The organism is Curtobacterium herbarum (assembly GCF_016907335.1).
In the GTDB taxonomy this organism is placed as follows: Bacteria; Actinomycetota; Actinomycetes; order Actinomycetales; family Microbacteriaceae; genus Curtobacterium; species Curtobacterium herbarum.
On the sequence record NZ_JAFBBT010000001.1, the window covers coordinates 1,918,096 to 1,930,121 of the forward strand.

The following is a 12,026-nucleotide window of genomic DNA, read 5'->3' on the forward strand; positions in this document are numbered from 1 at the left end:
CAGGCGCTGCAGACGGGCCGGTCGCGGCGCGCACGTCGGGTGGTCACCACCCGTCGGACGGGAGGCGCGTCATGGCTCGTCCCGCGCCTCCCGGCCGACGTCGGTCACCGTACGTCGGGAACCGCGCGCACGTCACCGCGCGCATGTCACCGCACGTCGGCCGCCGGCCGCACCACATCGGTGAGCCACGCCCGGATCCGCGCGTCGAACCACTCGGCGTCGTGGTTCCAGAGCTTGGTGTGCCGCGCGACGTGGGCGACCTCGAGCTGCACCAGGTCCGGCCGGGCGGCGGCGAGGGCGTACGACGCCGATGCGGGCACGAACCCGTCGTCGTCGCTGTGCAGCAGCAGGATCGGTACCCGCAGTTCGTCGGCGCGGGCGACCATGTCGAGTTCCCGCAGGTCGATCGGCTGGTCCAGTCCGGCGACCCGGTGGACGACGGGTGTGCGGAGGACCCACTGCGCCACCTTCCGCACCGGCCGGGGCAGGCGGAGCGCCCGGCTCTGCGACTTCAGGACCGCGTGCCAGTCGACGACCGCCGACTCCAGGACGACGCCGCTGACGAGTCCGGCGAGGCCCGAGCGCACCAGGGTCTGCAGGACGACGGCACCGCCCATCGACCAGCCCATCAGCACGACGCTCGTGGCGCCCTGCTGCGCGACCCAGTCCAGGGCGGCGTCGACGTCCTCCCACTCGGTCGACCCCAGGCCGTAGCGACCGTCCGGGCTCGGGGGTGCGACCCCGTCGTTCCGCCACGACGCCAGCAGCACCGAGTACCCGGCGGCGCGGAACACCGGCACCGCGCGGATCGTCTCGGCGCGGGTCACGCCCCGGCCGTGCACCAGGACGGCCCAGGGCGCGTCCGGGTCCTCGGCACGGACGACCCAGGCAGGGGCAGGGCCGTTCGGGGTCTGCACGTCGACGTCCTCGACCGGCACCCCGAGCTCCCCCGGGGTCAGGTAGAACCAGCCACCCCACCGACCGCGTCGGGCCACGGTGGGGTCGCCGGCGTCGACGGCGATGACCCGACGGGTGACGGTCGTGTCGGTGGTGTCGAGCACCTCGCCGACGCGCATGTGCCCCGTCGCGCCACCGAACCACAGGCTGTACCGACCCGGGGACTCGGTGTCGGGACTGCGTCCCAGGGAGACGGTGCGTGCCTCCAGGTCGACGGCCGTGATCGGCACTCGCTCGGTGCGCTTGCGGTCCGGAGTGACGACGGCCCGGGCGACGGCGGCGACCGACCCGGCGACGACGGCGACCCCGACCGCGGCGGCGGTGAGGCCGGCACCCAGCGCGAGGAGGCCGACGGACCGGACGGCATCGGGACGGCGGGCCATGCGGGCCTTCCAGGACGAGGACGACTCAGGACGAGGGCGACTGCGGGCAGCACGACTGCGCGGCGGACGGCGTGCCGCCCGCACCGGTGCTGGGTCCGGAGCCTAGTCTGCATCCGTGCCCGAATCCCGAGACCCCGACGCCGAACCGGAGGCGTTCGCGCGTCTCCGCGCGTTCGTGTCGAGCGGCAGGACCCGCACCGAGACCACGGTCACCGAGATCCCGTCGCCGAGTCGCATCGCCCCGTTCTCGCTCGCCCTGGCGGCGGACGTGTCGGGCGCGGTGCACGGTGTGGACTCCGACCTCGGCACCGGACGCTTCATCGCCCTGCACGACCCCGCGGAGCCGGAGGGGTGGGGCGGCGCGTACCGCATCGTCACCTTCGCGCAGGCCCCGCTCGAGCCGGAGATCGGCGTCGACGAGTTCGTGGCCGACGTCACCTGGAGCTGGCTCGTCGACGCCCTCGACGCGCACGGCGCCCGGTACGGCAACGCGTCCGGCACGGCGACGAAGATCATCTCGCGCGGGTACGGCGAACTCGCGGCACAGGGCGACGGTGCCCAACTGGAACTGCGGGCGTCTTGGACGCCCCTCGACGACGACCTGACGCCGCACGTGCAGGCGTGGGAGGAGATCGTGGCGATGCTCGCCGGACTCCCCCCGGCCTCCGACGGCGTCTCGCTCCTGGCTCCCCGGAGGCTCGCCCGTGACTGACGCCGATCCCGCCTACGAGGACGCGCACGCCGCCGTCCACGTCATCGAGGAACGCGACGAGTACCTCCAGGCCGTCGCGCGGCTCGCCGCAGGGCACGGTCCGGTCGCGGTCGACGCCGAGCGCGCGAGCGGGTACCGCTACTCGCAGCGGGCGTACCTGATCCAGGTGTTCCGCCGCGGGTCCGGTTCGTTCTTGTTCGACCCGATCGCGATCGGCGACTTCAGCGACCTGCAGGCCGCGCTCGTCGACGAGGAGTGGGTGTTCCACGCCGCGTCGCAGGACCTGCCGTGCCTCCGCGAGGTCGGCCTGGTCCCGACCCGGATCTTCGACACCGAGCTCGGGGCGCGCATCGCCGGGTTCCCCCGCGTCGGCCTCGGCGCGGTCGTCGAGCAGCTGCTCGGCATCACGCTCGCGAAGGCACACTCCGCCGCCGACTGGTCGACCCGCCCGCTGCCCCAGGCCTGGCTCGTCTACGCCGCCCTCGACGTCGAACTGCTGCCGGACCTGCGCGACTCGCTCGCCGAGGTCCTCGAGTCGGCCGGCAAGGCCCGCATCGCGGAGGAGGAGTTCGCCGCCGTCCTCGCCCGCGCGCCGAAGCCGCCGCGGGTCGAACCGTGGCGTCGGCTGTCCGGCATGAACGTGCTCCGCGGTGCCCGGGCCCTGGCGATCGCCCGGTCGCTGTGGCTCGCCCGCGACGCCTACGCGCAGGAGACCGACATCGCCCCGGGCCGGACCATCCCGGACTCGGCGATCGTCGCCGCCGCCGCTGCCGCCCCGACCTCGCGCGCCGAGCTCGGTGCGCTGAAGTCCTTCACCGGACGCGCCAGCCGTGCCGAACTCGACCGGTGGTGGGCCGCCGTCGAGGAGGGCCGCACCACCGAGGACCTGCCGCGCCTCCGAGGCGGGGGCGAGCCGAGCCTCCCGCCGCCGCGCGCGTGGGCGGAGCGCAACCCGGCCGCCGACCGCCGGTACCGTGCCGCGCGCGCCGCGGTCACCGCGCGTGCCGCCGAGCTCGACCTGCCCGTCGAGAACCTGCTCACGCCGGAGACACTCCGCCTGGTGTCCTGGACGCCGCCGAAGACCGTGGCGACCGAGACCGTCGGGGCGACGCTCGCGTCGCACGACGCCCGACCGTGGCAGGTCGAGGAGACCGCGTCGGTCATCGCACACGCGTTCGAGGTCGCCGCGGACCGGTCCGTCGAGGACCCGGCGGCCGAGGTCACGGCGACCACGGCCTCCCGTCCGGACGACACGACGGCGGACGCCAACACGCTCGGGGCGACCGAGGACCCGGACGCCGACGTGCAGGCGGGCGACGCCGCGCTTGTCGCAGACGGACAGGCCGACGACGCCACCGGGACGACCGCCTCGTAGGAACCGCCCAACCGACGTGCCCCCGCCCAGCCGGGGGTACTAGCGTCGGAGCGTCGCCGGGCGAGGCCCGGCCGGTCGGGGTGACACGTCGCTCCGGCCCGATCGTTGTGGATCTGGAGGCTCGCATTGCCGAAGACATCAGACGTCGTGTTCGTGGACGGTGTCCGTACCCCGTTCGGCCGCGCCGGTGAGAAGGGGGTGTTCTGGCGGACCCGCGCCGACGACCTCGCCGTGCACGCGATGCGTGGGCTGCTCGACCGGAACAGCTCCCTCGACGGAGCCGCCGTCGACGACGTCGCGGTCGCCGCGACCACCCAGCAGGGCGACCAGGGCCTGACCCTCGGACGCACCGTGGGGATGCTCGCCGGTCTGCCGAAGTCCGTCCCCGGCTACGCCATCGACCGCATGTGCGCGGGGGCCATGACGAGCGTCACGACCCTCGCCGGCGCGATCGCGTTCGGTGCCGCCGACGTCGCCATCGCCGGCGGGGTCGAGCACATGGGTCGCCACCCGATGGGCTTCAACGCCGACCCGAACCCGCGTTTCGTCGCGGAGCGCATGGTCGCACCCGACGCGCTCGTGATGGGCAACACCGCCGAGCGCCTGCACGACCGCTTCCCCGCCATCACGAAGGACCGCACCGACGCCTTCGCCGTGCAGTCCCAGCAGCGCTACGCCGCCGCCTGGGGCGCCGGCAAGCTGCAGCCGGACGTCATCCCGGTCGAGGTCAACACCGGTCAGGGCTGGGACATCGTCTCGGCCGACGAGCCGCCGCGTCCCGGCACCACCCTGGAGGCCCTGGCCGCGTTGAAGACGCCGTTCCGGTCCCACGGACGGGTCACCGCCGGCAACGCCGCCGGCCTGAACGACGGCGCGACGATGAGCCTGCTGGCCTCGGACGCCGGCGCCAAGGAGCACGGGCTGCCGACGAAGATGCGCATGGTCTCGTTCGCCTTCGCGGGCGTCGAGCCCGAGGTGATGGGCGTCGGCCCGGTCCCCGCGACCGACAAGGCCCTGTCGAAGGCAGGACTGTCGATCGACGACATCGGCCTGTTCGAGATCAACGAGGCCTTCGCGGTCCAGGTGCTCGCGTTCCTCGACAACTACGGCATCGCGCAGGACTCGCCGAACGTCAACGCCTGGGGTGGTGCGATCGCCGTCGGGCACCCGCTCGCCTCGAGTGGCGTCCGGCTGATGACCCAGCTCGCGGCGCAGTTCGCCGAGCGTCCGGACGTCAAGTACGGCATCACGACGATGTGCATCGGGCTCGGCCAGGGCGGCACCGTCATCTGGGAGAACCCGAACTTCAGCAAGTCCGCGGCACGGAAGGCGGCCTGACCATGACCACCACCCCGATCGACCAGCTGACCGCCCTGAGCGAGGACGAGGTCGTCACCCACTCGTACGTCAAGCACGTCGCGCTGCCCTCCGGTGGCACGCTCGCGCTCATCACGCTCGACAACGGCAAGGACTACAAGCGCCCCTCGACGCTCGGTCCGCGCACCATGCGTGAGCTGTCCGACGTGCTCGACGGGTTGCAGGCTGCAGCGGCGGCGGGCACCGTCCAGGCCGTCGCGATCACCGGCAAGCAGTACTGCTTCGCCGCCGGCGCCGACCTGTCCCAGGCCGCCGCGCTGCCGTCCCGCGAGGTCGCGCACGAGCTCGGCGTGCTCGGCCACGCCACGCTCCGGAAGTTCAGCGAGCTCGGTGTCCCGTCGTTCGCGTTCGTCAACGGCATCGCACTCGGCGGCGGGCTCGAGGTGGCGCTGCACTGCACCTACCGCGTGTTCTCGTCCGCTGCCCAGGGCATCGGCCTGCCCGAGGTCTTCCTCGGCATCATCCCCGGCTGGGGCGGCGCGACGCTGCTCCCCCGCCTGATCGGTCCGGAGAAGGCCCTGCGGGTCATCGTCGAGAACCCGCTGAAGAACAACCGCCTGATGGACGGGAAGGCCGCGGTCGACCTCGGCATCGGCGACGCGCTGATCCCCTCGGTGACCTTCCTGCCGTCCGCGGTCGCCTGGGCCGACGGCGTCGTGTCCGGTCGCACCAAGGTCGTCCGGAAGAACGAACCCGGCATGATCGAGAAGGCCGCCTGGGGCACCGTCGTCAAGGTCGCCCGCCAGCAGGTGACGTCGAAGATCGGCAGCGTCCCGAAGTCGCCGTTCCGCGCGCTCGACCTCGTCGCCGCCGCCAAGTCCGGGTCGCTCGAGGAACGCTTCGCCGGGGAGGACGACGCCCTCGCCGACCTGCTCGCCGGGGACCAGTTCGCGGCGTCGATGTACGCGTTCGACCTGGTGCAGAAGCGGGCCAAGCGTCCGGTCGGCGCTCCCGGGGGCGTCGACGCGAAGAAGGTCACGAAGGTCGGCGTGCTCGGCGCCGGGCTGATGGCCTCCCAGTTCGCGCTGCTCTTCGCCCGCCGGCTCGGGGTCCCCGTCGTCATCACCGACGTCTCGCAGGAGCGCGTCGACGCCGGTGTCGCCCGGATCCGCCAGTCCGTCGACGAGATGCTCGCCAAGGGCCGGGTCTCGCAGGACGACGCGAACCGCATCACCGCGCTCGTCAGCGGTTCGGTGTCGTACGACGCCTTCGCGGACGCCGACTGGGTGATCGAGGCCGTCTTCGAGGAGATGGGCGTCAAGCAGGAGGTGTTCCGGAAGATCGAGCAGGTCATCGCACCGGACGCGATCCTCGCGACGAACACCTCGTCCCTGTCGGTGGACGAGATGGCGTCGGTGCTCGAGCACCCGGAGCGTCTGGTCGGCTTCCACTTCTTCAACCCGGTGGCCGTGATGCCGCTGCTCGAGGTGGTGCGTGCGGCGAAGACCTCCGACGAGGCCGTCGCCACCGCGCTGGCCGTCGCGAAGACCCTGAAGAAGACGGCGATTGTCACGGCCGACCAGCCGGGCTTCGTCGTCAACCGGGTGCTCGCACGCGTCCTCGGCGAGGCCATGCGTGGCGTCGAGGAGGGCACCTCGTTCGAGACCGTGGCCGAGGGCGCCGCTCCCCTGGGTCTGCCGATGTCGCCGTTCGAGCTGCTCGAGCTCGTCGGTCTGCCGGTCGGGGCGCACGTGCTCGACTCGCACCACGCGGCCTGGCCGGAGCGCTTCTACCCCGGCGACGGCCTGAAGAAGATCGCCGAGCACGGGACGATCCTGACCCGCGACAAGAAGGGCAACGCGACCGGGTACGACTCCGCTGCCGTGAAGCTCGTCACCCCGTCGAAGAAGGACGCCCACCCGGTCGACGCTGCCGAGATGCAGCGCCGGTTCGAGGACGCCCTGGCCGACGAGGTGCACCGCATGCTCGAGGACGGGGTCGTCCAGCACGTGGAGGAGATCGACCTCGGGCTCATCCTCGGCGCGGGCTACCCGTTCCAGGCCGGCGGCATCAGCCCGTACCTCGACCGCAGCGGGGCGTCCGAGCGCGTCTTCGGCGGCACGTTCCACGAGCCGCCGATCGTCGGCCCCGCCTCCCGCTAGCCCCCTCTGCAAAACACCGGTGTTCGTCCAACACATCGCGTCATGACGCGGTGTCACGGACGAACACCGGTGTTTTGCGGGCCGGGCGGCCGGGCGCGCCGCGCGTCAGCGCTCCGCGGACTCCCGCGAACGCGCCGGCTTCGCCTGGGGCACCTTCGTGCCGACGACCTGGTCGATGACGTCGCGCGCGATCGCCTGCGCCGTGAGCCCGGCGTCGGCGAGGATCTGACTGCGGCTGGCGTGGGCGATGAACTCGTCCGGCAGGCCGAGCTCGTTCACCCCCGTGTCGACACCGGCAGCGCGCAGGTCCTGCCGCAGTCGGGTCCCGACGCCGCCGACGCGGACGCCGTCCTCGATCGTGATCACCAGCCGGTGGTCGCGGGACAGGTCGATGAGCGACGCCGGGATCGGGACCACCCAGCGCGGGTCGACGACGGTCACGCCGATGCCCTGCGCCTCGAGCAGTGCAGCCGCCTCGAGCGCGGTCGGCACCATCGACCCGACGGCCACGATGAGCACGTCCTCGACCCCGTCGGCGGCGTCGTGCAGCACGTCCACGCCGTCGTCCAGCCGCCGGAGTGCGGGGATGTCCGACCCGACCTGACCCTTGGACCACCGGAGGACCGTGGGCGCGTCGTCGACGGCCACTGCCTCCCGGAACTCCTCACGCAGGGTGACGGCGTCACGCGGGGCGGCGATCCGCACGCCCGGCACCACCTGCAGCAGCGCCAGGTCCCACATGCCGTGGTGCGAGGGACCGTCCGGACCCGTGATGCCGGCCCGGTCGAGGACGAACGTGACCCCGGCCCGGTGCAGCGCGACGTCCATCAGCACCTGGTCGAACGCCCGGTTGAGGAACGTGGCGTACAGGGCGACGACGGGGTGCAGTCCGCCGTAGGCCAGGCCGGCGGCGGTCGTCACGGCGTGCTGCTCGGCGATCCCGACGTCGATCACCCGGTCGGGGTGGGCCTGCTGGAACAGGTGCAGGCCGGTGGGCCGGAGCATCGCGGCCGTGATGGCCACGATCCGCGGGTCCTCGTGGCCGACCTCGGCGAGCGTGGCGGCGAAGACCGACGTCCACGACGGCCCTGACGCCTTGTCGAGCGACTCGCCCGTCTCCGGGTCGATGTGCCCGACGGCGTGGAACTGGTCCGCCTGGTCACGCAGGGCGGGCTCGAAGCCGTGCCCCTTCTCGGTGATCACGTGCACGATGACGGGCGAGCCGTAGCCCTTCGCCTGCCGGAGCGCCGCCTCCATCGCCTGCTGGTCGTGTCCGTCGACCGGCCCGATGTACTTGATGTCGAGGTTGGAGTACAGCGCCTCGTTGTTCGTGAAGCGCGACAGGAAGCCGTGCAGCCCGCCCCGGAGGCCGCGGTACACCGCACGCCCGGGCGCGCCGAAGTGGTCGGCAGCCGCACGGCTCTTCTCGTACAGCGTGCGGTACTCGCGACGGGTGCGGACCGAGCTGAGGAACCGGGCCATCCCACCGATCGTCGGCGCGTACGACCGGCCGTTGTCGTTGACCACGATCACCAGTCGGCGGTCGTTCTGGTCCGAGATGTTGTTGAGCGCCTCCCACGTCATGCCACCCGTGAGGGCACCGTCACCGACGACCGCGACGACCGTGCGGTCGGACTGCCCGGTCTGCTGGAACGCGCGGGAGATGCCGTCCGCCCAGGACAGCGACGAGGACGCGTGCGAGGACTCGACGATGTCGTGCTCCGACTCGCTGCGCTGCGGGTAGCCGGCGATGCCCCCGCGTTCACGCAGGTGTGAGAAGTCCTGGCGGCCGGTGACGAGCTTGTGCACGTACGACTGGTGGCCGGTGTCGAAGACGAACGGGTCGTGCGGCGAGTCGAAGACCCGGTGCATGGCGAGGGTCAGCTCGACGACGCCGAGGTTCGGCCCGAGGTGCCCACCGGTCTTGGCGACCTCGGCGACCAGGAAGGTGCGGATCTCGGCGGCGAGGTCGATCATCTGTGCGTCGGAGAGACGCTTCAGGTCGCGCGGCGACGTGATGCTGGCGAGCAGGCTCACGGGCGCTCCTTTCGTACGGCTGTCGGCCCACTCTATGCGCGCGACCAGCAGACGGACTGGAGGCGCGGTGCCAGCCCGCCACGCGCCTCCCGTCCTCCGCGAAACGCAACCTGGGCGACTGCTCGCAACGGAGTACCGCTGCGGGCAGCCGCCCAGGTTGCGTGTTGCGGGAGGGGTCAGACGAGCGAACGGAGGACGTACTGCAGGATGCCGCCGTTGCGGTAGTAGTCGGCCTCACCCGGGGTGTCGATGCGGACGACCGCGTCGAACTCGATCGGCTGCTTGCCGGCCGGCGAGTGCTCGGTCGGCTCGGCCGTGACGTGCACCGTCTTCGGCGTGGTGCCGTCGTTCAGCGCGGTCAGGCCCGAGATCGAGATGGACTCGGTGCCGTCGAGCCCGAGGGACTCGATCGACTCGCCCGCCGGGAACTGCAGCGGGACGACGCCCATGCCGATCAGGTTCGACCGGTGGATCCGCTCGAAGCTCTCGGTGATCACGGCCTTGACGCCCAGCAGGCTCGTCCCCTTGGCCGCCCAGTCACGGGAGGACCCGGAGCCGTACTCCTTGCCGCCCAGGACGACGAGCGGGGTGCCCTGCGCCTGGTAGTGCTCGGACGCGTCGTAGATGAACGACTGGGCACCGTCGGGCGTGGTGAAGTCGCGGGTGTAGCCGCCCTCGACCCCGTCGAGCAGCTGGTTGCGCAGGCGGATGTTCGCGAACGTGCCGCGGATCATGACCTCGTGGTTGCCGCGACGCGAGCCGTAGGAGTTGAAGTCCTTGCGGTCGACACCGTGGTCGGCGAGGTACTTGCCCGCCGGGCTGTCCGCCTTGATCGAACCGGCCGGCGAGATGTGGTCGGTGGTGACCGAGTCGCCGAGCTTCGCGAGCACGCGGGCGCCGGAGATGTCCGAGACCGCGTCCGGCTGCATGGTCATGCCCTCGAAGTACGGGGGCTTCCGCACGTAGGTGGACTCGCTGTCCCACTCGAACGTGTCGCCGGTCGGGGTCGGCAGGTTCTTCCACCGGTCGTCGCCCTCGAACACGGAGCCGTACTCGTGGGTGAACATCTCGGTGTCGATCGACGAGTCGATGACCTGCTGGACCTCGGCCGTGTCGGGCCAGATGTCCTTCAGGTACACCGCGTTGCCGTCGGTGTCGGTGCCGAGCGAGTCGGTGTCGAAGTCGAAGTGCATCGAGCCGGCGAGGGCGTAGGCGATGACCAGCGGCGGCGAGGCCAGGTAGTTCATCTTCACGTCGGGGTTGATGCGGCCCTCGAAGTTGCGGTTGCCCGAGAGCACCGCGGTGACGGCGAGGTCGTTGTCCTGCACGGCCTGCGAGATCTCGTCCGGCAGCGGGCCGGAGTTGCCGATGCAGGTCGTGCAGCCGTAGCCGACCGTGTAGAAGCCGAGGTCCTCGAGGTAGGTCGTGAGACCGGCCTTCTCGTAGTAGTCCGTGACGACCTTCGAGCCGGGCGCGAGCGTGGTCTTCACCCACGGCTTGGCCTTCAGGCCCTTCTTCGCCGCGTTGCGGGCGAGGATGCCGGCCGCCATCATCACGGACGGGTTCGACGTGTTCGTGCAGGACGTGATCGCCGCGATCGCGACGGCGCCGTGGTCGATGGTGAACGGGGCACCATCGGCGATGGCGACCGAGGTCGGCTTGGAGACGGTGCCGGGCGCACTGGAGGCGTGGGCCGGGACCTCGGACGCCGGTGCGTCCTGCAGGTCGTCGACCGCGTGCTCGTCGCCGGGGGCCGCGGCCACCGGGTCGGAGGCCGGGAACGTGTCCGCGACGGCCTTGTCCTCTTCGGAGTGGTCGATGCTCGCGTAGTTGGCGAGGTCGACCTCGAACTGGTCCTTGGCGTGGGACAGGACGATGCGGTCCTGCGGGCGCTTCGGGCCGGAGATCGACGGGACGACCGTGGAGAGGTCGAGCTCGAGGTACTCCGAGTACGCCGGCTCGACCGACGGGTCGTGCCAGAGGCCCTGGGCCTTCGAGTAGGCCTCGACCAGGGCGATCTGTGCCTCGTCGCGGCCGGTCAGGCGCAGGTAGTCGAGCGTGACGTCGTCGACCGGGAAGATCGCGGCCGTCGAGCCGAACTCGGGGCTCATGTTGCCGATGGTCGCGCGGTTCGCGAGCGGCACCGCGCCGACGCCTTCACCGTAGAACTCGACGAACTTGCCGACCACGCCGTGCTTGCGCAGCTGCTCGGTGATCGTGAGCACCACGTCGGTCGCGGTCACGCCGGCGGGGATCTCGCCCGAGAGCTTGAAGCCGACGACCTTCGGGATGAGCATCGACACCGGCTGGCCGAGCATCGCTGCCTCGGCCTCGATGCCGCCGACACCCCAGCCCAGCACGCCGAGGCCGTTCACCATCGTGGTGTGCGAGTCGGTGCCGACGAGGGTGTCCGGGTAGGCGTAGGTCTCGCCGTCGAAGTCACGCGTGTAGGTGACCTTCGCCAGGTACTCGATGTTGACCTGGTGGACGATGCCGGTGCCCGGCGGGACGACCTTGAAGTCCTCGAACGCCGTCTGGCCCCAGCGGAGGAACTGGTAGCGCTCCCCGTTCCGCTCGTACTCCAGGTCGGTGTTGCGCTGGAGGGCGTCGGAGCTGCCGAAGAGGTCCGCGATGACCGAGTGGTCGATGACCATCTCGGCCGGGGACAGCGGGTTGATCTTGTTCGGGTCGCCGCCGATCTCCGCCATCGCCTCGCGCATGGTGGCGAGGTCGACGATGCACGGGACGCCGGTGAAGTCCTGCATGACCACGCGGGCCGGGGAGAACTGGATCTCGGTGTCCGGGTCGGCCTCGGGCTTCCACGAGCCGAGCGCGCGGATCTGGCCCTCGGTGACGTTCTTGCCGTCCTCGGTGCGCAGGAGGTTCTCGAGCAGCACCTTGAGGCTGTACGGGAGCTTCTCGTGCCCGGGCACGGCGTCGATCCGGTGGATGGCGTAGTCGACACCCCCGACCGAGAGTGTGTCCTTCGAGCCGAAGCTGTTGACTGCAGCCACTGTGCCGCCTCCCTGTTGATCGGTGTGCCCTCATCCTCGCGGGCCGCGGGACGTCCCACCAGCAAGGTG

At 71.5% G+C, this 12,026-nt stretch carries 7 protein-coding genes; 4 read left to right on the forward strand and 3 right to left on the reverse strand.

The features are described from left to right. Positions 1-146: 146 nt before the first annotated feature. A complete protein-coding gene (locus JOD51_RS09235) occupies positions 147-1,340 on the reverse strand; it encodes an alpha/beta hydrolase family protein (RefSeq protein WP_204607987.1) in 1,194 nt (397 codons plus the stop codon). Between the two features lie 115 nt (positions 1,341-1,455). Between JOD51_RS09235 and JOD51_RS09240 the strand changes: the two genes are divergently transcribed. The 4 genes from JOD51_RS09240 to JOD51_RS09255 all read left to right on the forward strand — a co-directional run bounded on the left by JOD51_RS09240 (position 1,456) and on the right by JOD51_RS09255 (position 6,906). Then, positions 1,456-2,052: a DUF3000 domain-containing protein gene (locus JOD51_RS09240; RefSeq protein WP_204607988.1), complete on the forward strand. Its 597-nt coding sequence runs from the start codon at positions 1,456-1,458 to the stop codon at positions 2,050-2,052. Then, the gene (locus tag JOD51_RS09245; protein ID WP_204607989.1) at positions 2,045-3,427 is read left to right on the forward strand and encodes an HRDC domain-containing protein; all 1,383 of its coding nucleotides are present in this window, start codon (positions 2,045-2,047) and stop codon (positions 3,425-3,427) included. Before JOD51_RS09240 ends, JOD51_RS09245 begins: the two co-directional genes overlap by 8 nt. 126 nt (positions 3,428-3,553) lie before the next feature. Next, positions 3,554-4,765 (forward strand): thiolase family protein, encoded by a 1,212-nt coding sequence (locus JOD51_RS09250; RefSeq protein WP_204607990.1) that lies wholly within the window; start codon positions 3,554-3,556, stop codon positions 4,763-4,765. 2 nt (positions 4,766-4,767) lie between these two features. Continuing rightward, entirely contained in the window at positions 4,768-6,906 is a 2,139-nt protein-coding gene (locus tag JOD51_RS09255; RefSeq protein ID WP_204607991.1) for a 3-hydroxyacyl-CoA dehydrogenase NAD-binding domain-containing protein, read from the forward strand. Between the two features lie 105 nt (positions 6,907-7,011). On the opposite strand, the gene dxs is transcribed toward JOD51_RS09255, so the two are convergent. Both dxs and JOD51_RS09265 read right to left on the reverse strand, forming a co-directional pair. Beyond that, a complete protein-coding gene (gene dxs, locus JOD51_RS09260; protein WP_204607992.1) occupies positions 7,012-8,943 on the reverse strand; it encodes a 1-deoxy-D-xylulose-5-phosphate synthase in 1,932 nt (643 codons plus the stop codon). A 176-nt stretch (positions 8,944-9,119) separates the two neighbouring features. Next, positions 9,120-11,957, reverse strand: a complete 2,838-nt coding sequence (locus JOD51_RS09265) for an aconitate hydratase (protein WP_204607993.1) — start codon at positions 11,955-11,957, stop codon at positions 9,120-9,122. Positions 11,958-12,026: the final 69 nt, after the last annotated feature.

Excerpts from the sequence above, each read along its gene's own strand:
- JOD51_RS09255 (WP_204607991.1), top strand. The coding sequence starts at position 4,768 with ATGACCACCACCCCGATCGACCAGCTGACCGCCCTGAGCGAGGACGAG.
- JOD51_RS09235 (WP_204607987.1), bottom strand. The coding sequence starts at position 1,340 with ATGGCCCGCCGTCCCGATGCCGTCCGGTCCGTCGGCCTCCTCGCGCTG.